This window comes from Synechococcus sp. WH 8101 (assembly GCF_004209775.1).
GTDB lineage: Bacteria > Cyanobacteriota > Cyanobacteriia > PCC-6307 > Cyanobiaceae > Synechococcus_C.
Genome location: NZ_CP035914.1, coordinates 2280255 through 2305711 on the forward strand (window position 1 = coordinate 2280255; position 25457 = coordinate 2305711).

A 25457-nucleotide genomic window follows, 5' to 3' on the forward strand; every position below is an offset into this window, starting at 1 on the left:
ATCACGGGCGGCTGCAGATGGGACTGATTATGGAAGGCATGCGCGGTGCTGGTGCTCTTGCCCGGGCGAGAATCTGCTGATCAAGACCGGTGGGATGACGGCCGATCTGTTCTCGCATCACGGCGATCAGCTCAGGCAGCGGCAGGCGCCACTGGCCGATCGCCTCAGGCCGCGCAACCTCGATGACTTCGTCGGGCAGGGCGCCATCCTGGCCGAGGGTCGCTTGCTGCGCCGCGCCATTGCCGCCGATCGGGTCGGCAACCTGCTGCTCCATGGTCCGCCAGGAGTCGGCAAGACCACCCTGGCGCGGATCATCGCCAACCACACCCGCGCGCACTTCAGCAGCCTCAATGCCGTGCTCGCCGGGGTGAAGGAACTGCGGGCGGAGGTCGATGCGGCGCGACGGCGACTGGAGCGACACGGCCTGCGCACGATCCTGTTCATCGATGAGGTGCATCGCTTCAACAGCGCCCAGCAGGATGCCCTGCTGCCCTGGGTGGAGAACGGCACCCTCACCCTGATCGGCGCCACCACGGAAAACCCCTATTTCGAGGTCAACAAGGCGCTGGTGAGCCGGTCGCGCCTGTTCCGCCTTCAGGCACTCGAGGCCGAGGATCTTCACCGCTTGCTGCAGCGGGCCCTCAGCGACAGCGAACGGGGCTATGGCGACCGGGCCGTCAGCGTGACAGCCGAGGCCGCCGCCCATCTGGTGGATGTGGCGAACGGCGATGCCCGCAGCCTGCTCAATGCCCTGGAGCTGGCCGTGGAAAGCACGCCGGCGAACGCGGACGGCACGGTGAGGATCGATCTGGCCATCGCCGAGGAATCGATCCAGCAGCGAGCCGTGCTCTACGACAAGCAGGGCGACGCCCATTTCGACACGATCAGCGCCTTCATCAAGTCGCTGCGGGGCTCCGATCCTGATGCCGCCCTGTTCTGGCTGGCCCGCATGGTCGAAGCGGGAGAGAACCCTCGCTTCATTTTCCGGCGGATGCTGATCGCCGCCGGGGAAGACGTGGGGCTGGCCGATCCCCAGGCGATGGTGGTGGTGGAAGCCTGTGCCTCCGCCTTCGAACGCACTGGATTGCCAGAGGGCCTCTACCCCCTCGCCCAGGCGGCGCTTTACCTGGCCTGCACCGACAAGAGCAACAGCACGATCGGCATCTTCGAAGCGATCAGCAGTGTGCGCAGGGCCCAGCGACAGGACGTGCCCAGCCACCTGCGCGATGCCAACCGAGACGGCGACGCCTTCGGCGATGGCCAGGGCTATCGCTACCCCCATGCCTTCCGGGAGCACTGGGTGGCCCAGCAGTATCTGCCCACAGCCCTGCAGGGGGAAGCGTTCTGGACGCCCGGGCGCCAGGGCTGGGAAGGGGCGCGGCGGGATCGGCTGCTCGAACGTCGCGCCGCCCAGCTGGCCGCAGCCGCCGAAGCCGTGGATGACCACCCCCTGCTGGTGAGCAGCGGACCGGAGCAGCCCCAGCTGGAACGCTGGCTGCAACGGCAACTGGCCCAGGACGGCGAACGGTTGCAGGAGCTGCGACGACGGCTCTGGGCCGACCTGCGTTGGCAACGCACCGATCGGGTGCTGCTGGTGGGTGGTCGCTCCCTGCTCTGGGCCCTCGATCCCCTCGCTGCGGCCTGTGATGGCAGCGTGGCAATGCTCTGCGGCTCCAGCCAGGATCGTGATCGGCTCGAGGCCCAAATCACCCTGCTCGATCCCCTGCACCAACCGATGCTGCTGAACGGTGTGGAGGGTCTGCTGCAGCTCGATCCAGAGCACCGCTTTGAGGTGATCGGCGGTCGGCTGAACCAGGAGGACCTCGCCCTGGCGGACTTAGACCACCACTGGGCCAGCGTCAGTGACCGGGCCAGCGACACGGGCCGCCTGCGGCTGTTGATCAGCACACCGGAGCTCGGCCCCGCCGCCGCCCTACTGGCAGTGGGGCAACTCAAACCCGAGCAACTCGCCAGCAGCGAACGCCGGCAACTCGACGCGCTTCTGGCCCTGGAGTCGACCTGGCTCAACGATGCACGGGCCACGACCGCGCTGCAGGCCGCCTTGCAACGAGCCGGTTGGTCGCTCAGCCAGGAGCGGTGGCAGGAATCGCTGCGCCTGCCCCTGGATCAGCCCTTGATCGAGCGCTGGTTGGGGGAAGGTCGTCCCTATCGGCTCCGCCTGGACGCAAGCGGACCCGAGGCTGCCGCCTGTGCTCCCCTGCTGCGGCGGTGGCTCGAGGCGCATCGCGGTCGCGCCCTGCCCCAGCGACTCGGCCACCTCCGCCTGTCGGGCGAGCGCTCAAGAGCCTAAGAAAGGCAAAAAAAAAGCCCCGGCAGAGCCGGGGCTTGAGGGAAAGAAGTCGCAAGGACTTCAGCTGGCTCACCAGAGGCCGCGGACGGGAGCAGCGGCGCGGGGAGCGGGAGCAGCAGGCAGGATCTGGTTGGCCTGGATGCAAGCGGGCAGGAACACGTACCAGGACAGCAGAGAGGTGGCCTGAGCACCGTTGAGGCCGCTCTTGCAAACGTTCTGGGAACCGTCGGACTTGCCGTTGTCAGCCAGAGCGAAGTCGACGGGCAGGTTGGCCATGATGCCCTCGGAGGAGAGCTTGCCGTCGATGGAGTCGGCGATGATCGCGGAGCGCAAGGCCACCACGGAGGTCTTCGTCTTCATCCAGTAGGGGAAGTAGCTGGTGGTCTGCTCCTTAAGGAACTTCTCACCATCCTTGGAGTAGAGGAAGCGGGAAACGCCGATCAGATCAACGTCGTAGGTCTTGGTCATGCCTTCGCGGATCTCATCAGCGGTCCAACCGGAGCCGCCGATGCCGGACTGCAGAGCACGGTCGGTGATGTCACCGTTCTTGAAGAAGGTTTTGAAGGCCTTGGACTTGGTGGTCCAGACAGCGCCACCGGTTTCCCAACGCACAGGGCGCGAGGTACCGGCTTCAGCGGCGACAGCCAGGGTGGAGAGGGAGGCGCCAGCAACGAGGCCGGCAGCGAGACGGGTGAACACGGACGGCGGAAAAAGACGTCAACCGAATTATTACTGACGGGAATAAAACTGCCAACTGATTTGGGCAGTTCAGCACCAAAGACGCACCACACAGACCGGAATTGGGCGACGCAGATCGGGTCTATCAACACTCGCGCGTCTCATCAATCCCGCAGCAAGATTGTGAATCAAGAGGACTGTGTCGGCCCGAAGGCCTGCCAACCCGCAGGGCATCCAGACGGAGCCAATGTGCCGGGACGTGGCAGAGAACCACGGCACTGCAAGCGCTCCAGGCGATCACCCTTGAGGCGCACTTCGGCCATGAATCCCTCACCGCCGCGACGGGGCGTCAACCAGAGCCGGCTGAAGCCAGCCCCACTCTCGACCCGGGCCTGAAGCTCCTGGCCCGCATCCAAGCCCAGATCCGCCAGAGAGCCCGCGAAATGCCCCCAGTAATGGCGGGTCATCTGACCACTCACAAACTGGGCTAGCAGCACCTCCGAATCCCGGCGTCGATGCAAGGTGCTCTCGCGCTCCTCGAGCACCAGGCTCACTGGCCTGGTGTCATCCTCCAAACCCGTGATCGAAGCCAACCGTGCCGTCGCCGGTGTGGAAGGGCGCATCATGCCCGCCAGCCCTAGCGCCACCAGACACACGGCCGCTAACGCAGAGGGCAGTTGACGCAGCGACAGGGAGGCCAAGGCCGACCGAGACAACGACCGCCATCATGCTAGGCAGAGGATCCCAGCCTGTCTCGCCTCAGGCCGCGCCGATCGGGTCATCGCCAAGGTCCAGTCGCCCACCTGCCAGCGCCGAACCGCCAGGGTCCACCCCCCCGTGCGATGCACCGCCAGATCAGCCTCGGGCTGGCACGACCACTGGCTCAGGTCGCGGGCGATGCTGCCGTGTTGCCACTTGATCGCCGCCTCCTTCACCACCCACAAGTCGAGCACCGCCTCGCGAAGCGCCTCACCCTCCAACCCCTGAAGCGCCCGGCGCTCCGGCTCCAGAAAAAAGCGCTCCGCCAAAGCCCTGGCGGGCACGGCGCGATCCCGCCGCTCCAGATCCACGCCGAGCCGATCAGGGGCCCAACCCACCAGCAGCGCGTCACAACAGTGACTGAGACTGACGGCGCCCCAACCGCGTGCCAACTCGGGAGGCAATCCCGGGGGAGCCTGCAGGGGCAGATCGCGTGGATGGACGCTGAACAGATTGCCCAGGAGCCAACGCATCCAGGCACGCGACAGCCGATAGCGATCCCGACGCCGTGGCGGCAATGCCGCAGCCCAGGCCGTTTCCTGTGCCGACAGACACTCCTGCGACTGGGCCCCCTGCTGCGGCGATTCGTGCCATCCCTGCAGCTGTGGCACGAGCCACAAGGCAGGTACGCTGCGCCGCGGCCCGTGATCACTGCAGCATGACCCTTCAAATCGGAGATCCCGCACCCGATTTCACGCTCCCAGATCAGAACGGTGCCTCAGTGCAGCTGTCATCTCTGCGGGGCAAGCGCGTGGTGATTTACTTCTATCCCAAGGACGCCACACCGGGCTGCACGAAAGAGGCCTGCAATTTTCGCGATCGCTGGGCGGAGTTTGAGAAGCACGACATCGTGGTGTTGGGGATCAGCAAAGACGACGCTGCGTCGCACCAGCGCTTCATCGCCAAACAGACGTTGCCGTTCACGCTCTTGACCGATGCGGAGCCCTGCCCGGTCGCGAGCTCCTATGAGAGTTACGGACTGAAGAAATTCATGGGCCGGGAATTCATGGGCATGATGCGGCACACGTTTGTGATTGATGCCCAGGGCCATCTGGAGCTGATCTACCGCAAGGTGAAAGCCGAGGTGATGGCCGATCAGATCCTGGCGGACCTCAAGCTGGCCTGAGCGGCGGCAGCGTGATGGCGAGCGGGCCCTGCCCCGCCGGCAGGGTGACCAACCCTTCCAGCACCAGCTCCGGCACATGCCGCACCTCAGCACCACGCCGCCGCAGATGGGGCAACAGCTGCGGTGCATCACCACCGCAGAGCCAGAGGGGCCAGGGACAACAGTGTTGCGCCTCCACCAGCAAACCCACAGCAGCCTGCAGGGCACCACGGCGCATCGCTGCGGCGGTCTCTTTAGGAAAGAGTGGGTCATCGCGATCATGCACGCGCTCCGGCGGCAGACTCGGCAGGTCCCTGGTTCCCTGAGCCATCGCCCGCCCCTGAAGCGCCAGCCCCGGAGCCAGCTGCCCTCCGGCAAACACCCCCGCAGCGGTGACCCTGGTGAGACTGAGCACGGTGCCCGCATCCGCCACCAGCACCCCGGGCTCATCCGATGCCCGGATCAACTGCCAGGCCCGCCAGGCCGCCAGGGCCCGATCGACACCGACCCAGGGCGGCAGCTCCTGCAAAGGCACCTCCGCCACAGTGATCTGCCGAGCAGGATCAAGGCCCGCCTCACTGGGCACGGGTCCGACGGCCGCCCAGCGATCGGGAGGCTGACGGCGCAGGCGCTGCAGCTCCGGAGCGCCATGGTCGAACTGCCAACCGCTGCTCCGCCACGCCGCCCAGTGCCAGCGACTGTTGCCGATCAGCAGGACGCTGAAGCGGTCAGCGCCCACTAAATGCCGTCCCCCATCACCCCCGGGAGATGGATGCCGCATTCCTGCTTCATGCCGCCAAAGCGGGTCTGGCGCCCGGATTGCTCCGCACCATCGGGTGCACTGGAGTGCCAGTCACCCACCGTGGAATAGCCCTGCTCGAACAGGGGATGCTGGGGCAACTCATGCTCCTGCATGTAGTAGTACACATCGCGCGGAGTCCACTCCAGCAGTGGTCGCAGGGAGAGCCGGCCCCGAATCGGATCCAGCAGCGACATGGTGCCGCGATGGTCGGTCTGGCCGCGGCGCACCCCACTCGACCAGCAGCGCACCTCAAGGGTCTCCATCGCCTGCTCCAGGGGTTCCACCTTGCGCAGCCGCAGGTAAAGATCCAGATCTTCCATCCTCCCCGTGGCCCAGAGCTGTCCATGCAGCGCCTCCATGCGTGCTGGAGACAGCGGGCTCTGCGCCACATACAGGCGCAAGCCAAAACGATCGGTCAGAGCATCGGCATAGCGATAGGTCTCGGGCGGGAGATAGCCCGTATCCACCCAGATCACCGGGACGTCCCGTCCCATCGGCAGGGTGCTGATCATGTGCAACAGCACCGACGACTGGATCCCGAAACTGGTGGTGACGGCAAAGCCAGCGCCAAAACGCTCGGCCGCCCAAAGCAGACGGTCACGTGGCGTGAGCGGTTCCAGCAGGGCACGGTCCTGCAGCAGCTCCTGCTCGCCTGTCATCACCAACGCCATTGCTGAGACACCATCCGTTGCGATCAGCCCGTGGTTCTTCACCCCATCCTCCAATGCCGACCGTCCGCAGGGGCTGCCTATGGTTCGAGCAGATCAGCGGAGTGTCATGAAAACCGATGCTGTGGTGATCGTTGGCGGCGGCTTCGGCGGCCTCAGCACGGCCCTGGCCCTGAGCCAGCACCAGCCCCGCCCTCCGATTGTGCTGATCGAGCCGAACGATCGCTTCCTGTTTCTGCCCCTGCTCTACGAGCTGCTCAGCGACGAACTACGACCCTGGGAAGTGGCCCCCAGCTACGACACCCTGCTGCGAAGCCGCGGCATCGCCTGGATCCAGAGCAAGGGCAGCCGCATCGATACCAGCACACGCACGGTTGAGACCTGTGATGGCGACCGCCTCAGCTACGGACAGCTGGTGCTAGCCAGCGGATCGGAACCTGACGACTTCGGCATTCCCGGCGTCCAAGACCATGCCCTGCGGTTTCACACCCTCCAGGATGTGACCCTGCTGCGGGAGCGGATTCAGGCCCTGAACCGTCAGCAGCACCGCAACGTGGCGATCGTGGGCGCCGGCGCCGCCGGAGTCGAGCTGGCCTGCAAGCTCGCCGACCTGCTGCGGGGATCGGCAACGGTGCATTTGATCGAACGCGGCGAGGAGATCCTCCCCAACGCGAAAGCGTTCAACCGAGAGCAAGCCAGCCGCGCCCTCCAGAGGCGAGGAGTCGAGCTCCACCTTCGCCGCTCCGTTCGTTCCGTCGACGCCAGCGTGGTGCACCTCGACCAGGGCAGCCTCGGCCACGATGGCTTGATCTGGACGGCCGGCACCCGTGCCCGCCTGCCGTCGCTGACGCCAACACTCCCCTGCCGCCAGGGCCGACTGCTGGTCAATGACATGCTCTGCAGCGTCGCCAGTCCATCGCTGCTGGCGATCGGCGATGTGGCCGTGCGTCAGACGATGGAGTCTGCCGCCGACACCTGGCCGCACACCGCCCAGGCAGCACTGCAGCAGGGCCAGGCCGCAGCCCGAACCGTGATAGCGCTGCGCGCCGGATCCGAACCGATGCCGTTTCAGTTCAAGGATCTGGGCGAAATGCTCAGTCTGGGCGTGGGCGAAGCCACGATCACCGGCATGGGCCTCACCCTGGCCGGCCCCCTGGCCTTCCAGCTGCGCCGGCTCATCTATCTGGCCCGGCTGCCAGATCTGTCGCTTGGCCTGCGCTCCGCCAGCGCCTGGGCACTGGGCGGTTGAAGCAGGCCCATCTGGCGGGTCGCACCCGCGGTTTGCGACCCTCTCAATTGCGGCAGGCCGAGCGTCTGAGCCACCGCCGCCACCCCAGCGACAACGGCGCCGACCCGCTCACCCTGGAGCGCCTGGCGGATCTCTGCCTGGATCTGAAGCAACCCCTCCACCTGCTGATCGATGCCCGCGGTCTCTGCCGATTGCTCTGGGTCGGCCCCCTGACGGAATCGGGCCAGCTCCTCAGCCACCTGCCGGGCGGCGAACGGCGGCGCACGGGGGACCGGCGGCGCTGGCGCCTGGTGAGCTGCCTCGCGGCAAGTGGACGCGGCCTTCTGAGCCCGGAACCGCGGGAGGCGGTGGTGGCCTTGGATCTGGAGCCGGAGCTCTGGCTGCGCTACCTCGCCAAACCCGAACCAGGCGGTCGCCGGCCGGCCCGGGGCTGGCAGCCAGCGCGCCACAGCAGCCTGGGCTGGGCGGCCCTGGAAGGGGATGACCTCGACGCATTCTGCCGGCTGTCACCAGCGGGATCCGACACGGCCTCCAGCAGCACCGGTCCACCGCCCGATCGCCGCAGCGCCGGCGGCCCAGAACGGGTGCTGCTGCTGACGCTCACGGACCGCGATGAGCAACGCAACGAGCGGGATCTGGCGGAACTGGAGGGCCTGGTGCGCAGCGCCGGAGCCGAGCCGGTGAAAAACTGCCCGCAAGCCCTGAGCAGCGCCCACCCACAGACACTCTGGGGCACGGGCAAGTTGCAGGAGGCGGCCCTGGAGGTGCGTCGACACCAGGCGTCGCTCGTGATCACCGACCGGGAGCTGACGCCAGTGCAGGTGCGGAATCTGGAACGGTGGCTCGATTGCCCGGTGATGGATCGCACCGAGTTGATTCTCGACATCTTTGCCCAGCGGGCCGCCAGCGCCGCAGGACGCCTGCAGGTGGAACTGGCCCAACTTCGCTACCGGTTGCCACGCCTGATCGGCCGCGGCCGCAGCCTGTCACGACAGGGCGGAGGCATCGGCACCCGTGGCCCCGGCGAAACCCAGCTGGAAAAGGACCGACGGGCGATCAGCCGGCGCATCGAAGCGCTCCGCCGCGGCCTCACCCAGCTGCGACAGCATCGGGCCCGGCTGCGGGATCGCCGTGGGGATCTCCACCGCCTCGCACTGGTGGGCTACACCAATGCTGGAAAGTCATCCCTGCTCAATGCCCTCTGCGGCCAACGGGGGCGGACCACGGTGCTGGCGGAGAACAAGCTGTTCGCCACACTCGACCCCACCACCCGCCGCCTGGCCTTCCCCCGCGAAGCCGCCGCGGCCGACGTGCTCCTGATCACCGACACGGTGGGCTTCATCCGGGAACTACCGGAAGCCCTGATGGAAGCCTTCAAGGCCACGCTCGAGGAAACACTGGATGCCGACCTGCTTCTGCTGGTGGTGGACCTGGGCGATCCCGACTGGAGCGGTCAGTTGCAGGCTGTACACAGCCTGCTGGATGCCCTGGGTTGTGATCAGCCCCGCCAGGTGGTGGCGAACCAGATCGACCGCTGCGACGCCGACGCGATCGACACCATTCGCCGCTTCGAGCCTGAGGTGCTCTACGTGTCCGCCACCAGCGGTCTGGGGCTTCAGGGGCTGAAACAGCGTTTGGACGAACGGTTCTGGGGATCGGGCACCAGGACCGATACGTTGGCCCCAGCCACCGATTCCACCGTGCCATGGACGAGCTGAGTGCAGCTCTGCTCCAGCCCCAGGCCCTGATCACACTGGCGGTGCTGGTCCTGGCGGTGGTGCTGTTCGTCACCGGTGCCCTCGCACCAGAACTGACCGGGCTGCTCAGCGTCGCCCTGCTGGTGAGCATGGGTGTGCTCACGCCGGAACAGGGCCTGGCCGGATTCGGGAGCCCGGCCCTGATCACCCTGCTGGGCCTGTTCGCCGTCTCCGCTGCCCTGTTCCGCAGTGGAGCTCTTGATCGGCTGCGCGAACTGATCGCCTCGGAACGGATCCGCAGCGACCGTCGCATGGTGGCGATGCTGGCGTTGGTGGTGGGACCGATCTCTGGGATCGTGCCCAACACCCCGGTGGTGGCCAGCCTGCTGCCCGTGCTGGAAACCTGGTGTCACCGGCGACGGATCGCCCCCTCCCGGGTGCTGCTCCCCCTCTCCTTCGCCACCCTGCTCGGGGGCACCCTCACCCTGCTGGGCAGCTCCGTGAACCTGCTGGCCAGCGACATCAGCCGCCAATTGGGCTATGGCTCTCTGGAGCTCTTCAGCATCACCGCCATCGGCCTGCCGGTGTGGCTGGCGGGCTCGGCTTACATGCTCTTGGCACCGGCCGTGCTGCTGCCGAGCCGCCACGACGACTCAGCCGAACTGGTGGCGGCGCCGGGCCAGAGCGGCTACTCCACGGAAGTGACGATCCCAGCCAGCTCCAGCCTGGTGGGCGAAACCCTGCGCCACAGCCGCCTGCAGCGCCGTTTTGATGTGGATGTGCTCGAACTGCAGCGGGGCGCCGAGCGCCTGCTGCCACCGCTGGCAGACCGCCGCCTCGAAGCGGGTGACAGGCTGCTGTTGCGGGTGACCCGCGACGACCTGCTGCGGCTTCAGCAGGATCACACCATCCAACTGGCCGACGCCACCCTCTTTTCCGACGACGGCGAGGGCGGACAACGCACGGTGGAAGTGCTGCTGCCGGCGGGCTCGACCCTGGCGGGTGCGAGTTTGCGGGAACTGCGATTCCGCCAGCGGCACAACGCCACCGTGCTCGCCCTGCGCCGCGGCCAGCAGACGGTGCAGGAGCGGCTGGGGCAAGCGATCTTGCGCGAAGGCGATGTGCTGCTGCTGCAGGCGCCCCTCGACGCGATCCGGGGCCTCCAGGCCAGCAACGACCTACTGGTGCTCGACCTACTGGAGAACGACCTGCCCACCGTGCGTCGCAAACCGCTGGCAATCACGATCACCCTGCTGATGTTGCTGGTGCCCAGCCTCACCCCGATTCCCCTGGTGGCCGCCGTGCTGTTCGCGGTGGTGGCGCTGGTGGTGGCGGGTTGCCTACGACCCGGAGAAGTGCAGCGCTCGATCCGCCTCGATGTGATTCTGCTGCTGGGCTCCCTCTCGAGCTTCAGTGTGGCGCTGCAGTCCACAGGCCTGGCCGATGGCCTCGCCGCCGCCATGGAGCAGCTGTTGCGCACCTGGCCCGCCTACGGCGCCCTGGCCACGATCTTCCTGGCCACCACGCTGATCACCAGTGTGATGAGCAATGCCGCTTCGGTGGCTCTGCTGATTCCGGTGGCCACCCAGCTGGCGCCCTCCCTGGGCTTGCCACCCCAGGCCATGCTGCTGCTGGTGCTGTTCGGGGCGAGCCAATCCTTTCTCACCCCGATGGGTTACCAAACCAACCTGATGGTGTTCGGCCCGGGGCGCTATCACTTTCTCGACATTCCCCGCTACGGCGCCGGCCTCACCGTGCTGATGACTCTTCTTGTACCAGCCCTGGTGCTCGGGCGCTACGGAGCGGGCTGACCATGCCGATCCCCGCTGCCCTCAGCCGTACCCAGGCCTGGTATCGCCGGCTCACCGTGCCCCAGTTCACCGTGGTGACGGGCCTGCTCGTGATCGCTGCCGGCACTGTGATTCTGGCCACACCGCTCTGCTCCAGCCCCCGGGTCGGCCTCTGGGAGGCCCTGTTCACCGCGACCTCGGCGGTCACCGTGACAGGACTCTCGGTGATTGATGTGGGCCGGGATCTGACCGGTATCGGCCAGGGGGTGCTGGCGGTGATGATCCTGGTGGGTGGCCTCGGCCTGATGGCGATCACCACCTTCCTCCAGGGGTTCGTGGTGCGCGGAACCGCCCTGCGCCGACGGCTCGACCGGGGCCAGACCCTGGATGAGTTCGGGGTGGGGGGCGTGGGCCGCACCTTTCGAGGCATCGCCCTCACCGCAGCCGTGATGATCCTGGTGGGCGCCACCGTGCTCTACAGCTTCGGCTTCACCGATCTGCCGCGAGGCCCCGAACGGCTCTGGGCCGCCCTGTTCCACAGCATTTCGGCTTACAACAACGCCGGCTTCGCCCTCTGGAGCGACAGCCTGGAGGCCTACCGCACCAACGGTGTGGTGAATGCGGTGGTGCTGGTGCTGATCGTGCTGGGAGGCATTGGCTGGCGGGTCACCAACGACGTGTGGAGCCATCGCCAACGCCTGAAGCGACGCAATCTGAGCCTGCACACCCGGCTGGTGCTGCGCGCCTCCGGGATCCTGATCGCCGTCGGCACCCTCGGCCTGATGGTGACGGAATCGCTTACCCGCGGCCAGTTCCTCAGCAGCGTCGCCTGGCCGGAACGGTTGATGGTGGCCCTGTTCGAATCCATCAGTGCGCGCACCGCTGGATTCACCACCGTGCACCTCTCCCTGCAGAGCATCTCCGACTCGGGGCTGCTGCTGCTCATGACCCTGATGTTCATCGGCGCCAGCCCCGGCGGCACCGGTGGCGGCATCAAAACCACCACCGTGGTGGCCCTAGTGGCCGCGACACGCTCCACCCTGCGTGGTCGCGATGACGTGGTGATCCGCAGCCGTCAGATCTCCGACAAAGTGGTGCTGAGGGCCGTGAGCATCACGGTGGCCTCCCTGCTGTTTGTGCTGGCGATGGCCATGGTGCTGGCCCTGAGCAGCAATCTCAGCGGCGAAGAACCGTTCACGTTTCTCGAACTGCTGTTCACCTGCATCTCGGCGTTTGCCACCGTGGGGCTCGACCTCGGCGTCACCGAACATCTGGGCCGCTTCGGCCAGCTAGTGCTGGTGTTCGGCATGTTCGTGGGCCGGCTCGGCATTCTGTTGTTGCTGAGCGCCATCTGGGAAACCCTGAACCGAGATCTGCTCAGTCGTCAGAATCGGATTGGATTCCCGCGGGAGGATCTCTATGTCTAGGGAGTGGTGGAACTGGGCACCCTCCAGCGGCGATGAGCTCCAGAGCTTCGGCGTCGTTGGTGTGGGTCGATTCGGCAGTGCTGTCTGCCGGGAACTGCTGCAGAACGGCGCTGATGTGTTGGCGGTCGACCGGTCCGCCCGGGCGATCGAGGAGCTGCGTCAACAGGAGCCGTCGGTGGAGGCACGCGTGGTCGACTGCACCGACGAGGAATCACTGCGGGAAGCGGGCATCCTCGACATGGACACCGTGGTGGTGGCCATCAGCGAACCGATCGAGGCCAGCATCACCGCCACCCTGATTGCCAAAGATGGCAAAGGCAGCCGGGTCCGACGCGTGATCGCGCGTGCCACCAGCGATCTGCACGAAAAAATGCTCACCCGGGTTGGGGCCGACAAGGTGGTGTTCCCCTCCCGCATGCAAGGGGAACGACTGGGGCTGGAACTGGTGCGCCCCAATCTGATGGAGCGGCTGGAGCTGGATGAACGGCACTGCATTGAGGAAATCAAGGTGCCCAGTCATTTCGTGGGCCGCTCCCTGCGTGACCTGAATCTGCGCAAGAACCATCGCGTCAACGTGCTGGCGGCGGGCCCAGTCAAGGAACTCACCGTGAACCCGCCCGCCTCGCACGTGCTGCAAGACGGTCATGTGCTCGTGGTGATGGGGCTGATCGACGACCTGCAGAATCTGCCGAAATCCTGACGCCATGTTCGTCATCGGCCTGATGAGCGGCACCAGCGCCGACGGCGTGGACGGTGTGCTGGTGCGCCTTCAGGGCAGGCCGGACCGCCCGGATTGGCACCTGATCGAGCGAGCCTCGGTGCCCTATCCCCCGGAGCTGCGCCAACGGATTCTGGCGGTGGGCCAGGGCATTCCCCATGCAGCAGGCGAGCTGCTGGAGCTGGCCGAAGCGATCACCGCCTGTCAGGCCGAGGCGGCCCTTGCCTGCGACCCGCAGCGACGGGCCTCCCTGATCGGATGCCATGGCCAGACGGTCTGGCATCGCCCCCCTTCCGCCACGGCCGAGGGAGGTCAGACGCCGGGGGCGAGCTGGCAGATGCTGCTGGCCCCGGCCCTGGCCCAACGCCTCGAGCGGCCCGTGGTGCATGACTTCCGCGCCGCCGATCTGGCCTGTGGCGGCCAGGGAGCGCCGCTGGTGCCGATGGCCGATGCCGCCCTGCTCGGTCGGATCGATGGCTGGCGCGCCCTGCTCAACCTGGGGGGTATTGCCAATCTCACCCTGATCCCACCGCGCTGGGGTCCCGATCGCGATGCGGAGGTGCTGGGCTGGGACTGCGGTCCAGCCAACAGCCTGATCGACCTGGCGGTGGAACACTTCAGTGGCGGCAGCGAACACTTCGATGCCGATGGGCGCCACGCCGCTGCTGGCCGGGTGGAGGAGCCAGCGATCCAACGCTGGCTTCAGGAGGCCTATTTCCTGCAACCAGCCCCGAAATCAACCGGACGGGAAGTGTTCGGACGGGCCGATCTCCAGCGCCGGTTGGAAGAGCTGACGCACCTCCAACCGGATGACTGCATCGCCACCCTCACCGCGTTCACGGCGGCGGCGGTGGCGGCGGATCTGGAGCGGGGGGCCAGCCAGGGCCGTCCCCGCCCCCTGGAGCTGGTGGTGGCGGGCGGTGGCGGCAGGAACCCCGTGCTGATGAAGGAACTGAGGCAGCGCTGTCGCGGGATCCGGGTCGACCGGAGCGACAGCCTGTCGCTGCCGGTGGAGAGCCGGGAAGCCGTGGTGTTTGCGCTGCTGGCCTGGTGGCACTGGCAACGCCATCCAGGCAACGCCCCGGCCGTGACCGGCGCCAGCCGCCGGGTTGTGCTGGGGCAACGGGCTGAGCCGGCCTGACGCGACGCCCTGATGCTCAATCAGGGCGATTTAATCAGGACGGTGCAAGCGCACACGGCGGGGAGCTCCCCGCAAACGTCGCGGCTGCTGGGATTCCAGCGCCGAGCGGATGGTGTCCATGCGGGAAGGGCTGGAGGCGGCTTTGTCGCTTCCGGAGCTGGGCTCGCCGGCCTCATAACGCTGCACACCCTGCTGAATCAGCACCTTGGCCATGTTGCTGACGGTGCGGGATTCGCGCTCAGCGAGCAAGGAGAGCCGCTGGCAGAGATCTTCGGGCAGCACAACCTGAATCCGAGGCGACTTCGGCTTCCCGCTGGAGGAGGTTTGGCGGGTAGGCACGACCCAGAAACAGGCAGAGCTACTCAGGAGTGTACAGAGGTGTGCAAGGGTAGTATCCAGCACTATGCTGTACGCAGTGACCATCACTCGCCGTCATCAGGAGCGCCTTCCAGGCTCCTGGCCAGCGGTCGAGTCGCCCTCCAGCGAGGAGATCCATGACCAGATCTGCGAACCCAGGCACCAACACAGGGACCAGCCGACTGACCATGCCCCCCCGCACCCGCAGTGCTGCGCGATCCAACAGCTCATCCCGATCCAACAGCCGTGCCCGTCGCAAGCAGGAGAACAGTGATGTGCTGGTCTCAGCCGTGATCAGCACCTATCTGCTCACCCATCTCCACCACGTGTTGCAACGGGCCGAATACGGGGCCATTCAGGAAGGACGCCAGTCGCAGGCCGCCAATTACGCCCAGCTCCGCAAGGTGCTCTGCATGGATGCCCGCAGCATGGAAGACGCCTCCGCCACAGGCCTCAGGGAGAACGATCTCGACCAAGCCGCCTGAAGCCAAATCGCAGCGGCGTGCATAGCGTGAAAGCATCCGCTGAGGCACTGCGATGGGCAATGCAGCCGAGCTCTACCGCCGGATCGAGGCCGACCACAACCTGACCAACACCCTGTTCCGTCAGGCCCTGCAGGATCCGACCGGCGCGATCCGGGCGATCTGCGAACTCGGTGATCGTCTCTCCCTTCCCGTGACCGCCGAGGAGGTGCGCACCCATCTCGCCAGTCTCGATGACGAGCGCACTAAGCAATGGGTGGTCAAGGCCCGGGGGGGGCTCTGAGCGGAGACGCCGCTGGAGCGCCGGCGGGATCCCGGGGGCGGCTTTCCGGCGCATCGGGTGAGTTCATCGCAGGCCGTCGGCTGCCCTGCCCACCGCCTGCCCAGCTGAAAAACAGCCAATAGCTCACAATCGCCAAGCCGGCTGCGACCACCAGCGCCGTCACCTGCTCCAGTCTTGCCATCGCCGGTGGACCCGATCGCAGTGTCCAGTCTGCCCTTCACCCCACACGGGATGATGGAACAGCGCCTGCCTCGATCACCGTGCTGAGACTTGAGCGCGTCAGCAAGATCTACCCAACCGGAGAGGTGCTGCGCGATGTGACCTGGGAGGTGAAACCCGGCGACCGCATCGGTCTGGTGGGCGTGAACGGCGCCGGCAAATCCACCCAGATGCGCCTGATTGCGGGGCTTGAAGAGCCCAGCGCCGGCCAGATCATCCGCCAGGGGGACCCCCGGATCGCCTACCTGCAACAGGAATTCGACGTGGATCCGCGCCGCAGCGTCCGCCAGGAGCTGTTTCAGGCCTTCGGCGAAGCGGCAGAGGTGCTGAATCAGCAACGACAGGTCGAAGACGCCATGGCCTCGGATCGAGCTGCCGAGGACCCCGATCACCTCGATGCCCTGATCCACGAGCTGAGCGCACTCCAGACCCGCTTTGAAGCGCTGCATGGCTACGAGCTGGATGCCCGCATCGACAAACTGCTGCCCAGCATCGGCTTCTCTACGGAGGATGTGGAGCGCCCCGTCGCCGATTACTCCGGTGGCTGGCAGATGCGGATTGCCCTGGGCAAGATCCTTCTGCAGGAGCCGGATCTGCTCCTCCTCGACGAGCCCACCAACCACCTCGATGTGGAAACGATCCAGTGGCTGGAGGGTTACCTGACAGAGCAGACCGCAGCGCTGGTGGTGATCAGCCACGACCGCACCTTCCTGGATCGGGTCTGCACTCAGATCGTGAGCACGGAACGGGGCATCTCCCGCGCCTATCTCGGCAACTACACCGCCCATCTGGAGCAGAAAGCCCTGGAACAGGCCGCCACCCAGGCCGCGTTTGAACGCCAACAGAAGGAGATTGCCAGCCAGCAGGCCTACATCGACCGCTTCCGCGCCAGCGCCACCCGCAGCACCCAGGCCAAAAGCCGCGAGAAGCAACTGGACAAGGTGGAGCGGGTGGAAGCCCCGATCGAATCGGTGGCCGGCCCGAGCTTTCGCTTCCCACCGGCGCCGCGCTCCGGTGCCCAGGTGGCAGTGATCGAGAACCTCACCCTCAGCTACGGCGATCAGATCCTCTTTCTGGGGGCGGAGCTGGAGGTGGAGCGGGGCGACCGGATTGCCTTCGTGGGCCCGAATGGCGCCGGCAAATCGACCCTGCTGCGTCTGGTGATGGGGCTGGAACGCCCGGATGAAGGCACCGCCCGCCTCGGAGACCACAACATCATCGCCAGTTACTTCGAACAGAACCAGGCCGAAGCGCTCGACCTGGGCAAGACGGTGATCGACACCATGTTTGAAGCCGTACCGGACTGGACCCAGACCCAGGTGCGTTCCCTGCTCGGGAGCTTCTGCTTCAGCAATGACAGCGTCTTCAAGGAGGTGGGCCAACTCAGCGGCGGTGAAAAAGCGCGTCTGGCCCTGGCCTTGATGTTGCTGAGCCCCTGCAATCTGCTGGTGCTGGATGAGCCCACCAATCACCTCGACATTCCCGCCAAACAGATGCTGGAGGATGCGCTCTGCCATTACGACGGCGCAGCACTGCTCGTGTCCCACGATCGGTATTTCATCTCAAAGGTTGCGAACCGGATCGTGGAACTGCGCGATGGCGAGCTGATTCTCTATCGGGGCGACTACACCTACTACCTGGAGAAGAAAGAAGAGGAAAAGCAAGCGGCGGAAGCGGCGCTTACCGCGGCCCAGCAGGAGGCGAAGCGCCGGGCCAACCGCGAGAAGCAAAAACAGCGCCAAGAGCGGCGACGGAATTCCGCCTAACAGCCACTCCTGCTGGGCGCAAGACGAAACTTCACAGATGGTTAGGCAGGAAGACTCATTTCTCTTTACCGAGCCAAACGGTGTGCATAGGCTGACATCACTGATTCCAGCCCGCCATGACATCCACGCCCCAGATCCATGCCGGCATGACTGCAACCAGCGCCGCCCATGGCTCAGAAGCCCAGCATGAACAGACCTGGGATGCGGTGGAAACCTATTTCGAGTGCATCACCACCTGTTCTTTGGATGATGGTGAATGCATCACCCGCTGCGTCGAACAGTTACGGGACGCAGACAGCTAAGGAGACTCTGGAAAACCAGGGCCATTCGCGGGACAATGTCCCTGTGATCGCAGGCCAGGACTGGGTTGATGGGCGGCAAACAGCTCGGCTTCTTGGATTACGAGCTCACCACGGCCAAGAAGCAGACCAAACGGGAGAAGTTTCTCTCTGAGATGGAGGTGGTGGTGCCATGGCAGGCGCTGATCGACTTGATCGAGCCCCACTACCCAAAGACGAGCAAGAAAGGCGGTAGGCCTCCCTATCCGTTGGCCACCATGCTGCGGATCCACCTGTTGCAGCAGTGGTATTCACTCAGCGATCCGGCCATGGAAGAGGCCCTGATCGAGGTGCCCACCATGCGCCGCTTTGCCGGCATCGAGTTGATCAGCGACCGGATCCCTGATGAGACGACGATCCTGACCTTCCGCCACCTGCTGGAGAAGCACGATCTGGGCCAGCAGATCTTTGAGACGGTCAAAGCCCATCTCAGCACAAGGGGCATGACGATGCGCCAAGGCACGATCGTCGATGCCACCTTGATTGCGGCACCCAGTTCCACCAAGAACAAAGAAGGGAAGCGCGATCCCGAGATGCACCAGACCAAGAAGGGAAACCAGTGGTATCACCGCTGCGCGGAAGGCTGCGCCTACGGGATGAAAGTCCATATCGGCGTCGACAAGGACTCCGGCCTGATCCATTCAGTCGTCGCCACAGCCGCCAACGTGCACGACCTCACCCCAGCGGCTGAGCTGTTGCATGGCGATGAGGAGGTCGTCTACGGCGACGCCGGCTACCAGGGCATCACTAAACGACCTGAAATGGCGGGCCATTCAGCAGTGTTTCGGGTGGCGATGCGACCAGGCAAACGCCGAGCGCTACCTGACACTCCAGAAGGAAGGCTTGAGGATCTGATCGAGGCTGCAAAGGCACACGTCCGCGCCAAGGTTGAGCACCCATTCAGGGTGATCAAACAACAGTTCGGCTTTCAAAAGACCCGACTGCGTGGCCTGGCCAAGAATCGATGCAAGATTAATGTGATGGCCGCACTGACCAATCTGTTTCTCGCTCGTGGCCATCTACTGGCTGCAGCATGAACACAGAACTGGTGTGGCTGTTGGGATGAACAGGGTGCCAAAAGAGAAGGCAAAGAGCCCGTAATCAGCTATCCAGGGGCTGATTCAAGTCTCAATGCAACACAAAGGCCACGTCAGACAACTTTTGGCGGCCCCGCGCCGCTCAAACCGGCGTTGCCCAGAGCTTCCCTAACGCGTTGCTGGCAACGCACTCATGTCCACGGGGGTGATGGACAGGCTGACCGGCTGACCGGCACGCAACACCTTGAGGCTGAGGGGACGGCCCACGCCATGCCGGTCGATCGCACTGACGACAGCCGCGGGGCTGGGCACCTCCGCGCCCCCGATCGCCACGATCACATCATCAACCTGAACGCCGGCCCGGGCCGCTGGTCCTCCAGGCACCAACGAACGCACCACGGCACCTGACGGAGCCGGGGCGCCAGGCCGGGGCGAGGGCACCGAGGACAGGCCGATCCCCACCATCGGATGACTGGCCCTCCCCTGCTCAGCCAGTTGACGCGCGATCGCCCGGGCCCGGTTGATCGGAATGGCGAAACCCAGGCCCGCCCCGGGGCCGGAGCGCACCAGGGTGTTGATCCCCACCACCTCGCCATTGGCATTGAGCAGGGGCCCGCCGGAGTTTCCGGGGTTGATCGCGGCATCGGTCTGGATCAGATCCAGGCGCTTGCCGGAGATGCCGAGCTGGGACACATTGCGATTGAGATTGCTGACGATGCCCAGGGTCACCGTGTTCTCCAGGCCGAAGGGGTTGCCGACCGCGATCGCCCAGTCCCCCACCTGCAGGCGGTCGGAATCCCCAAGTGGAGCTGTGGGCCATGGACCGCTCTCGGCCAACCGCACCACCGCCAGATCGGTGAGGGTGTCCTGGCCGAGCACCCGTCCGGCGACCCGACGCCCATCCGGAAGACCCACCATCACTTGATCGGCCTTCTCGACCACGTGGGCATTGGTCAGAACCAGGCCGGAGGCATCGAAGATGACCCCGCTGCCCTGTCCCCGCTCCACCCGGGAGCGCGGAGCGGTGGGGACCTGCGGCAATCCAAAGAAGCGCTGCAGAAAGGGATCGAGCCGAAGCCCACCAGGCAGGCCGCCCACGGCGCCCGAGGTCACGGTGCGCTGTGTGTCGAGCGTCACCACAGCAGGACCACTGCGCTGCACAGCGGCTGAGACAAACGACTGAGCCGACAGGGCCCGTGCCGAGGCGGCGGCCGCCTGCGCTGGGGGCGGCGCTGTCAGCCCCAGCGGTAGCGATGCCACCACTGCAGTGGCCCAGACCAAAGGAGCGGTGACGGATCGGGACATGCCCTGCAACAGCGACGGACGAGGTTGTTTGAACGTAGGCAGAGAACCCCGCTCAACACAGTCGCAATCTCCGACCAAGCCGTGACCGAATGCGTCCACTGTGAGGCACAAAGACGGCGATGATGGTGTCAGCCGACGTGAGTCATGCTGAACAGCCTGTTTCCCCTCATCTACGGCGCCGTCTTCATCGGCCTGCTCTGGCAGGCGTTTCGGGTGATGGGCCAGGGCTTTGGAGCTGCCCGACAGCCCACCAACCGACCCTCCAGCGATCGGACCGGTCAGATCACGGTGCACCCGGAGCTCCTCGACCAGGAGGGGCGACTGACCGAGGAAGAACTGCTGACCGTGCGTTTCAGCCCTGATCAGGAATCGACCGAGAACCCCGACTGAATAAGGTTGGGAATGGTCGCCTGTGAACGGCGCCGGTAGGACTCTTCAGGGGGATGCCCAGTTGGATCAACGGACACGGATCGTTGCAGCGGTGATCAAGTCGGTGAAACTGCCCCCCCGCTTCCGGCTGCGCTTGCTCAAGGAAGATCCGGTCCGGTTGGAACTGAGTCTCACCCCGGCCTACGGCAAGCAGCCGATCCAGGTGGGGCTGGTGGAATCCCTCGACCTCGTGGCACGGCGTGATCGCGAAGGTCGCATTCCAAGGGATCTTCAGGGCACCTGGGATTGGACGGTGCGACACGGCGACGTGAGCACGGGTGGCTGGAATCCCTATTTGAAAGAGGCGCTCCAGACCATGTTTGAGACGGGACTGCCGGCGATCGTCTACGAAGAATTGACCAGCGAGGAATACCACCCGGTGGATGGTGCCCGGCACGTGCGCTGAGATGTGAAGGCGTGCACTGAGTTGTGAAGGCGTACAAAGCACGACAGCGGAATGACTCAGGCAGGGCTAGACCGAAAAGAGTTCGGCCTTTAAGGTTTTCTTCATGGCCACCCTTCGTCACTCCCTTGGCCCCCTGGTCCGGCTGCTCGCCGCCATGGGTGCCTTAAGCAGCATCCTCCTGTTGGGCTTGCCGAATCTGTTCAGCTGAGTCGTCTGGATCTGAGTCGTCTTGCCAGCACCATCAACGGCACCCCTGCCGATTGAGCCCCTGCTGCCCGAACTCCAGCAGGCGTTGTCAGAGGGTGCCACCGTTCTGCTCCAAGCCCCTCCCGGTGCGGGCAAAACCACCAGGGTTCCCCTGGCCTTGCTGGGTGCCATTCCAGGCATCACGGGCCTGGAGGGAAACATCGTGATGCTCGAGCCGCGCCGACTGGCCACCAGGGCTGCTGCCGCGAGCCTGGCCGATCACTTAGGGGAACCTGTCGGCGAACGCATCGGCTACGCCGTGCGCCACGAACAGAAGCGCTCCAGCCGCACCAGGGTGGAGGTGGTCACCGCTGGGCTGTTTCTTCGTCGCCTTCAGGCCGATCCGGAGCTGGAGGGCATCGACTGCGTGATTTTTGATGAGTTCCATGAGCGCGGTCGTGACAGCGACCTGGCCCTGGCCCTGGTGCGCGATGCCCGCAACCTGGTGCGACCGGATCTGCGCCTGGTGTTGATGTCGGCCACCCTGGATCTGGGGGCGCTCGCAGGCCGCCTACCCAACGCCACACTGCTCACCAGCGAAGGTCGCGCCTACCCCGTTGACACCCATCACCTGCCGCCCCGGCCGCAGGAACCGCTCAACCGCACGGTGCTTCGGGCTCTGGAGACCCACGCCCTGCCCCTGCTCGACAGCCAGCCCCCAGTCGGTCTGGGCGCCCCAACCGTGCTCGTGTTTCTGCCTGGGCTGCGGGAGATCGACCAATGCCGCAGGCTGATCGACACCAGCGCCAGCCTGAAGCACTGGGACGTCAGCAGCCTCCATGGCCAACAGTCACTCGAGCGCCAGGCCGCAGCCTTGCGCCCCTGCCCATCACGGTGGGCCGGACGGATCGTGCTGGCCACGTCGATCGCCGAAAGCTCCCTGACCCTCAACGGCGTGCGGCTGGTGATCGACAGCGGCCTCAGCCGCCGCAGCCGCTACGACCCCGGCACCGGCATGGAAGGCCTGGAAACGGTGCCCGCCAGCCTGGCCAGCGCCGACCAGCGACGCGGGCGGGCCGGACGACAGGCTCCGGGCCGGTGCGTACGGCTCTGGTCACCGGCTGAGCAGCAGCGCCGACCGGCACAGGATCCACCGGAGCTGCTGCGCACCGATCCCCAGCCCCTTGTGCTGGACCTGGCGCTGTGGGGGGCCGGCCTTGGGGACGGCCTGAACTGGTTGGATCCACCACCACCACCCGCCCTGCACGAGGGACGCCAACAGCTGATCGACCTGGGCGTCCTGGAGCCCAACGGCCTCTGCAGCCCCCTCGGCCGTCAGCTTGCCCGGCTGGGCACCCATCCGCGCCTGGGCCTGGCGCTGCTGCAGGCCCGTCACTGGAACTGCAGCCCCCTGGGAGCCGACCTGGCAGCCCTCCTCAGCGAACGCGATCCCCTCAACCCCCAGGAGCACGGCAGCGATCTCGGCGCCCGCCTGCACTGGCTCGCTGTCCGCAACGGGGAGCGCCAGACCGCGGTCCGCAAGCTCAGCAGCCAACTGCTGCGCCAGCTGGATGCCCTGCCCCCCCTCCTGAGCAACGGGCCGCTGGAGCGTTGGGGCGACAGCCCTGACACCTCCAACCGGGAGGAGCTGGCCGCCTTGCTGCTGGCTACAGCCTTCCCCGGATGGATCGCCCTGCCGCGCCCAGGTCAGCCAGGCCGCTACCTGCTGCGGCAGGGCCGAGGCGCCCAGTTGCCGGCCCACGATCGCCTGCATCAGGCGCAGGCGCTGGCGGTGGCGCGCCTCGATCTGGATGGGGCCAATGCCCGGATCCGCCTCGCCTTGCCACTACCGATGGACTGGCTGGACCAGCTGGCGAAACGCGAAGGGAGCTGGCAGGAGTCGGTGACTTGGGATCCGGAGCACCAACGGGTTCGCAGCGAACGCTGTTGGCGGCTCGGGGCCCTCACGATCGGGACACCCCAACCCTGTCAAGCCGATGATCACCAGGCCGTCGCCCTGTTGCTGGAGCGCCTCCAGAGCGACGGCCTGGAGGTTCTGCCCTGGGGGCCACGCAGTGAACAGCTGCAGAAACGCCTGGACCTGATGCAGCAACACCACGGCTCCCCCTGGCCCCAGCGCTCGTGGAAGCATCTGGCAACCCATCCGGCGGCCTGGCTGACCGCCTGCCTGCAGGGCCATCACAGCTGGCAAAGCGTTCAGGAATCGGAGTTGATCCACGCCCTCTGGGGCGACCTGCCCTGGGAGCTGCGCCAGAGCCTCGATCAACACCTTCCGGAGGCGATCACCATCCCCTCCGGTCGGCTGGCCCGTCTGCAGTACCGAGAGGGCGAGGTCTGCCTGGCCGTGAAATTGCAGGAGATGTTCGGCTGTCGCCAGAGTCCGAGAGTGCTGGGCGATCGGGTTCCGGTCACGCTGGAGCTCCTGTCACCTGCGGGTCGCCCCCTGCAACGCACCCAGGATCTCGAAGGGTTTTGGCGCGGCAGTTACCGTGATGTGCGACGGGAGATGCGTGGCCGCTACCCGAAACATCCCTGGCCGGAAGACCCGCTCACGGCGGTCGCCAGCGCCCGGCCCCAACGCCACCAACACAGCCATCCGAGCTGAGGGCGGAGATCCGAACCATGAACCGGCCACAATGTCTCGCTCGCAACAGTCAAGGCATCTCAATTGTTTGTTACGTTGAGTTGGTCCTGGAGCCACTCCAATCCCATGTCCGACAACGCTCAACCCCGCTTCGGCTTCGTCAACTTTGCTGAAACCTGGAACGGCCGCCTGGCCATGCTCGGCTTCGTGATCGGCCTGGGCACCGAACTGCTCACCGGCCAGGGCATCCTCAGCCAGATCGGCCTCGGCTGAAGCCTGCCAACGCTGGGCGCCTGCCCAATCCCCGCCCGACGGCGGGGCTTTTTTATGGCCGAGCCCCCCTGCGCGAGAGTGACGCGATCGAGTCGCCCCCCTTGCCACCTCTCTTTGCCAACAATCGCCGCGATGGGGCCCGCCTGCTCAGCAGCGCCCTCGTGGCCCTGGCGATCTGCGCCACCCAGATCCAGTCCACTCCCGGACTGATCCTGACCCTTCTTTTTAGCGTCCTCTGCCTGAGCTGGGGCCTGGCTTACCGACATCTTGAGCGCTGACGCACCACCCACCTATTCGGTTCAGGAGCTGAACAGCTCCATCGGATCCCTGCTGGAACGGGGTTTTGCGCCACGGTTTCTCGTGGACGCGACGGTATCGCGGCCCCAGGTGAAGAAAGGGCATCTCTGGATGACCCTCACCGATGGTGACGCCAGCATCAGCGCCGTGGCCTGGGCCTCCAAACTGCGTCAACTCGCCTATGTGCCCGGTGATGGCGAAGGCGTGCGCGTGGTGGGCAAGCTCAATTTCTGGGCGACACGCGCCAGCCTGGCGGTGCAGGTGCTCGACATCCGTCCCAGCCTGAGCACCGTGCAGCGCCGCTTTGAAGCGGTGCGGACGCAGCTGGAAGAGGAGGGCGTGATCAATCCGGCCCGACGTCGCCCCCTGCCGGCCTATCCAAGCCGGATTGCCCTCCTCACCAGCGTCCCCAGCTCAGCCCTGGCCGACATGCTGCGCACGGCGAGGGAACGCTGGCCGCTCACCGAGTTGTTGGTGCTGGCGATTCCAGTGCAAGGGGAGGTAGCAGGGCGGATCAGCGAGGTGCTCACGCGGCTTTACCCCGCCAGTTCTCGTCTTGGGATCAAGGCGATTGTGCTCGCCCGTGGCGGGGGAAGCCGAGAGGATCTGATGGTGTTTGATGACGACGCCCTATGTCGCCTGCTGGCCCAGAGTCCGGTGCCCCTCGTCACCGGCATCGGCCACGAAGACGACCTCACGGTGGCGGATCTGGTGGCGGATCATCGGGCCGCCACGCCAACGGCCGCCATCGTTCGGCTGTTGCCCTGCCGCAGCCAGGCCCTCGAAGACGTAACACTGCGCCAACGCCGCTGGCGCGATCAACGCCACTGGGTGCTGCAGCGGGAACGGCAACAGCTGGAACACCGCCAACAGCAGTGGAGCCAGCACCATCCCAGGATCCTTCTGCAACGAAGGCGCGACCGCCTCGAACAGCGCCTGCAATTGCTCGCCGCCCTGGCCCCGAGTCGCTGGCTGGCACGAGGTTTTGCGATGCTGGAACGCCCGTCTGGAGAGGTCCTGCGCAGCGTGCATGAGGTTGAACAGGGCGAATCCCTGATCGTCCGCCTCAACGACGGGCGCGTCGACGTGCAGGCGACCGCCATTTATGCACGCGATCGCTCCGACTGAA

27 protein-coding genes are annotated in these 25457 nt (G+C 66.0%); 19 read left to right on the top strand and 8 right to left on the bottom strand.

Features of this window, described 5'->3' with window-relative positions; genetic code table 11:
* Positions 1–94: 94 nt before the first annotated feature.
* Complete coding sequence (locus SynWH8101_RS12170; protein WP_130129980.1) at positions 95–2311, top strand: AAA family ATPase; 2217 nt, start codon at positions 95–97, stop codon at positions 2309–2311.
* Between the two features lie 69 nt (positions 2312–2380).
* Here SynWH8101_RS12170 and SynWH8101_RS12175 read toward each other — a convergent pair whose 3' ends face one another.
* The 3 genes from SynWH8101_RS12175 to SynWH8101_RS12185 form a co-directional block, all read right to left on the bottom strand.
* Positions 2381–3010: an alpha/beta hydrolase gene (locus SynWH8101_RS12175; RefSeq protein ID WP_130129981.1), complete on the bottom strand. Its 630-nt coding sequence runs from the start codon at positions 3008–3010 to the stop codon at positions 2381–2383.
* Between the two features lie 167 nt (positions 3011–3177).
* Positions 3178–3690: a thymidylate synthase gene (locus SynWH8101_RS12180; RefSeq protein WP_130129982.1), complete on the bottom strand. Its 513-nt coding sequence runs from the start codon at positions 3688–3690 to the stop codon at positions 3178–3180.
* Positions 3691–3714: 24 nt separating this feature from the next.
* Positions 3715–4359, bottom strand: a complete 645-nt coding sequence (locus SynWH8101_RS12185) for a 4'-phosphopantetheinyl transferase superfamily protein (protein WP_254427967.1) — start codon at positions 4357–4359, stop codon at positions 3715–3717.
* A gap of 47 nt (positions 4360–4406) precedes the next feature.
* Here SynWH8101_RS12185 and bcp point away from each other — a divergent pair, with 47 nt between their 5' ends.
* Positions 4407–4874: a thioredoxin-dependent thiol peroxidase gene (bcp, locus tag SynWH8101_RS12190; RefSeq protein WP_130129983.1), complete on the top strand. Its 468-nt coding sequence runs from the start codon at positions 4407–4409 to the stop codon at positions 4872–4874.
* Here the strand turns inward: bcp and SynWH8101_RS12195 are convergent.
* Together SynWH8101_RS12195 and SynWH8101_RS12200 are read right to left on the bottom strand one after the other, a co-directional pair.
* On the bottom strand, positions 4861–5592 hold the full coding sequence (locus tag SynWH8101_RS12195) for a type III pantothenate kinase (RefSeq protein ID WP_130129984.1): 732 nt from the start codon (positions 5590–5592) through the stop codon (positions 4861–4863). The genes bcp and SynWH8101_RS12195 overlap by 14 nt on opposite strands.
* Positions 5592–6314: a phosphoadenylyl-sulfate reductase gene (locus SynWH8101_RS12200; RefSeq protein WP_254427968.1), complete on the bottom strand. Its 723-nt coding sequence runs from the start codon at positions 6312–6314 to the stop codon at positions 5592–5594. The genes SynWH8101_RS12195 and SynWH8101_RS12200 overlap by 1 nt, the downstream gene beginning before the upstream one ends.
* 118 nt (positions 6315–6432) lie before the next feature.
* On the opposite strand from SynWH8101_RS12200, the gene SynWH8101_RS12205 reads away from it, so the two are divergent.
* Genes SynWH8101_RS12205 through SynWH8101_RS12230 form a run of 6 tightly spaced genes read left to right on the top strand, consistent with a single transcriptional unit; the run spans position 6433 to position 14345 of the window.
* Entirely contained in the window at positions 6433–7572 is a 1140-nt protein-coding gene (locus SynWH8101_RS12205) for an NAD(P)/FAD-dependent oxidoreductase (protein WP_130129985.1), read from the top strand.
* On the top strand, positions 7569–9290 hold the full coding sequence (hflX, locus tag SynWH8101_RS12210) for a GTPase HflX (RefSeq protein ID WP_130129986.1): 1722 nt from the start codon (positions 7569–7571) through the stop codon (positions 9288–9290). The genes SynWH8101_RS12205 and hflX overlap by 4 nt, the downstream gene beginning before the upstream one ends.
* A complete protein-coding gene (locus SynWH8101_RS12215) occupies positions 9278–11080 on the top strand; it encodes an SLC13 family permease (RefSeq protein ID WP_130129987.1) in 1803 nt (600 codons plus the stop codon). The genes hflX and SynWH8101_RS12215 overlap by 13 nt, the downstream gene beginning before the upstream one ends.
* 2 nt (positions 11081–11082) lie before the next feature.
* Positions 11083–12486, top strand: a complete 1404-nt coding sequence (locus SynWH8101_RS12220; protein ID WP_130129988.1) for a TrkH family potassium uptake protein — start codon at positions 11083–11085, stop codon at positions 12484–12486.
* Positions 12479–13186 (top strand): TrkA family potassium uptake protein, encoded by a 708-nt coding sequence (locus tag SynWH8101_RS12225; RefSeq protein WP_007101482.1) that lies wholly within the window; start codon positions 12479–12481, stop codon positions 13184–13186. Before SynWH8101_RS12220 ends, SynWH8101_RS12225 begins: the two co-directional genes overlap by 8 nt.
* Before the next feature lie 4 nt (positions 13187–13190).
* Positions 13191–14345: an anhydro-N-acetylmuramic acid kinase gene (locus tag SynWH8101_RS12230; protein WP_130129989.1), complete on the top strand. Its 1155-nt coding sequence runs from the start codon at positions 13191–13193 to the stop codon at positions 14343–14345.
* A 30-nt stretch (positions 14346–14375) separates the two neighbouring features.
* On the opposite strand, the gene SynWH8101_RS12235 is transcribed toward SynWH8101_RS12230, so the two are convergent.
* On the bottom strand, positions 14376–14684 hold the full coding sequence (locus tag SynWH8101_RS12235) for a hypothetical protein (RefSeq protein WP_130129990.1): 309 nt from the start codon (positions 14682–14684) through the stop codon (positions 14376–14378).
* Positions 14685–14890: 206 nt separating this feature from the next.
* Between SynWH8101_RS12235 and SynWH8101_RS12240 the strand changes: the two genes are divergently transcribed.
* On the top strand, positions 14891–15187 hold the full coding sequence (locus tag SynWH8101_RS12240; RefSeq protein ID WP_254427969.1) for a hypothetical protein: 297 nt from the start codon (positions 14891–14893) through the stop codon (positions 15185–15187).
* A 52-nt stretch (positions 15188–15239) separates the two neighbouring features.
* A complete protein-coding gene (locus SynWH8101_RS12245; RefSeq protein WP_130129992.1) occupies positions 15240–15467 on the top strand; it encodes a hypothetical protein in 228 nt (75 codons plus the stop codon).
* Here SynWH8101_RS12245 and SynWH8101_RS14465 read toward each other — a convergent pair.
* Positions 15445–15648, bottom strand: coding sequence for a hypothetical protein (locus SynWH8101_RS14465; RefSeq protein WP_130129993.1), 204 nt, complete (start codon positions 15646–15648; stop codon positions 15445–15447). The genes SynWH8101_RS12245 and SynWH8101_RS14465 overlap by 23 nt on opposite strands.
* A gap of 79 nt (positions 15649–15727) precedes the next feature.
* Between SynWH8101_RS14465 and SynWH8101_RS12255 the strand changes: the two genes are divergently transcribed.
* The 3 genes from SynWH8101_RS12255 (at position 15728) to SynWH8101_RS12265 (ending at position 18827) form a co-directional block, all read left to right on the top strand.
* Entirely contained in the window at positions 15728–17452 is a 1725-nt protein-coding gene (locus SynWH8101_RS12255; RefSeq protein WP_130129994.1) for an ABC-F family ATP-binding cassette domain-containing protein, read from the top strand.
* Between the two features lie 116 nt (positions 17453–17568).
* A complete protein-coding gene (locus SynWH8101_RS12260) occupies positions 17569–17754 on the top strand; it encodes a hypothetical protein (RefSeq protein ID WP_007101475.1) in 186 nt (61 codons plus the stop codon).
* A gap of 68 nt (positions 17755–17822) precedes the next feature.
* The gene (locus SynWH8101_RS12265) at positions 17823–18827 is read left to right on the top strand and encodes an IS5 family transposase (protein WP_130129433.1); all 1005 of its coding nucleotides are present in this window, start codon (positions 17823–17825) and stop codon (positions 18825–18827) included.
* 168 nt (positions 18828–18995) lie between these two features.
* Here SynWH8101_RS12265 and SynWH8101_RS12270 read toward each other — a convergent pair whose 3' ends face one another.
* On the bottom strand, positions 18996–20132 hold the full coding sequence (locus SynWH8101_RS12270) for a trypsin-like peptidase domain-containing protein (protein WP_254427970.1): 1137 nt from the start codon (positions 20130–20132) through the stop codon (positions 18996–18998).
* Between the two features lie 144 nt (positions 20133–20276).
* Between SynWH8101_RS12270 and SynWH8101_RS12275 the strand changes: the two genes are divergently transcribed.
* From SynWH8101_RS12275 to xseA, 6 genes are all read left to right on the top strand, one after another.
* On the top strand, positions 20277–20522 hold the full coding sequence (locus SynWH8101_RS12275; protein WP_130129995.1) for a DUF2973 domain-containing protein: 246 nt from the start codon (positions 20277–20279) through the stop codon (positions 20520–20522).
* A gap of 61 nt (positions 20523–20583) precedes the next feature.
* Positions 20584–20967, top strand: a complete 384-nt coding sequence (locus SynWH8101_RS12280) for a hypothetical protein (protein ID WP_130130527.1) — start codon at positions 20584–20586, stop codon at positions 20965–20967.
* 229 nt (positions 20968–21196) lie between these two features.
* Positions 21197–23779 carry an ATP-dependent helicase HrpB gene (gene hrpB, locus SynWH8101_RS12285; protein WP_130129996.1) on the top strand — a complete coding sequence of 861 codons (2583 nt, stop codon included), beginning with the start codon at positions 21197–21199 and terminating at the stop codon, positions 23777–23779.
* A gap of 105 nt (positions 23780–23884) precedes the next feature.
* The gene (locus tag SynWH8101_RS12290) at positions 23885–24031 is read left to right on the top strand and encodes a chlorophyll a/b-binding protein (protein WP_007101469.1); all 147 of its coding nucleotides are present in this window, start codon (positions 23885–23887) and stop codon (positions 24029–24031) included.
* A 101-nt stretch (positions 24032–24132) separates the two neighbouring features.
* Entirely contained in the window at positions 24133–24309 is a 177-nt protein-coding gene (locus SynWH8101_RS14225) for a hypothetical protein (protein WP_165380990.1), read from the top strand.
* Entirely contained in the window at positions 24299–25456 is a 1158-nt protein-coding gene (gene xseA / locus SynWH8101_RS12295) for an exodeoxyribonuclease VII large subunit (RefSeq protein ID WP_130129997.1), read from the top strand. Before SynWH8101_RS14225 ends, xseA begins: the two co-directional genes overlap by 11 nt.
* Position 25457: the final 1 nt, after the last annotated feature.

Bases quoted from the DNA above. Each gene is read 5' to 3' on its own strand.
- SynWH8101_RS12170 (WP_130129980.1), top strand. From the start codon at position 95: ATGACGGCCGATCTGTTCTCGCATCACGGCGATCAGCTCAGGCAGCGG.
- bcp (WP_130129983.1), top strand. From the start codon at position 4,407: ATGACCCTTCAAATCGGAGATCCCGCACCCGATTTCACGCTCCCAGAT.
- SynWH8101_RS12200 (WP_254427968.1), bottom strand. From the start codon at position 6,314: ATGACAGGCGAGCAGGAGCTGCTGCAGGACCGTGCCCTGCTGGAACCG.
- SynWH8101_RS12205 (WP_130129985.1), top strand. From the start codon at position 6,433: ATGAAAACCGATGCTGTGGTGATCGTTGGCGGCGGCTTCGGCGGCCTC.
- SynWH8101_RS12215 (WP_130129987.1), top strand. From the start codon at position 9,278: ATGGACGAGCTGAGTGCAGCTCTGCTCCAGCCCCAGGCCCTGATCACA.
- SynWH8101_RS12220 (WP_130129988.1), top strand. From the start codon at position 11,083: ATGCCGATCCCCGCTGCCCTCAGCCGTACCCAGGCCTGGTATCGCCGG.
- SynWH8101_RS12225 (WP_007101482.1), top strand. From the start codon at position 12,479: ATGTCTAGGGAGTGGTGGAACTGGGCACCCTCCAGCGGCGATGAGCTC.
- SynWH8101_RS12230 (WP_130129989.1), top strand. From the start codon at position 13,191: ATGTTCGTCATCGGCCTGATGAGCGGCACCAGCGCCGACGGCGTGGAC.
- SynWH8101_RS12240 (WP_254427969.1), top strand. From the start codon at position 14,891: ATGCCCCCCCGCACCCGCAGTGCTGCGCGATCCAACAGCTCATCCCGA.
- SynWH8101_RS12245 (WP_130129992.1), top strand. From the start codon at position 15,240: ATGGGCAATGCAGCCGAGCTCTACCGCCGGATCGAGGCCGACCACAAC.
- SynWH8101_RS14465 (WP_130129993.1), bottom strand. From the start codon at position 15,648: ATGGCAAGACTGGAGCAGGTGACGGCGCTGGTGGTCGCAGCCGGCTTG.
- SynWH8101_RS12260 (WP_007101475.1), top strand. From the start codon at position 17,569: ATGACATCCACGCCCCAGATCCATGCCGGCATGACTGCAACCAGCGCC.
- SynWH8101_RS12265 (WP_130129433.1), top strand. From the start codon at position 17,823: ATGGGCGGCAAACAGCTCGGCTTCTTGGATTACGAGCTCACCACGGCC.
- SynWH8101_RS12270 (WP_254427970.1), bottom strand. From the start codon at position 20,132: ATGTCCCGATCCGTCACCGCTCCTTTGGTCTGGGCCACTGCAGTGGTG.
- SynWH8101_RS12275 (WP_130129995.1), top strand. From the start codon at position 20,277: ATGCTGAACAGCCTGTTTCCCCTCATCTACGGCGCCGTCTTCATCGGC.
- SynWH8101_RS12290 (WP_007101469.1), top strand. From the start codon at position 23,885: ATGTCCGACAACGCTCAACCCCGCTTCGGCTTCGTCAACTTTGCTGAA.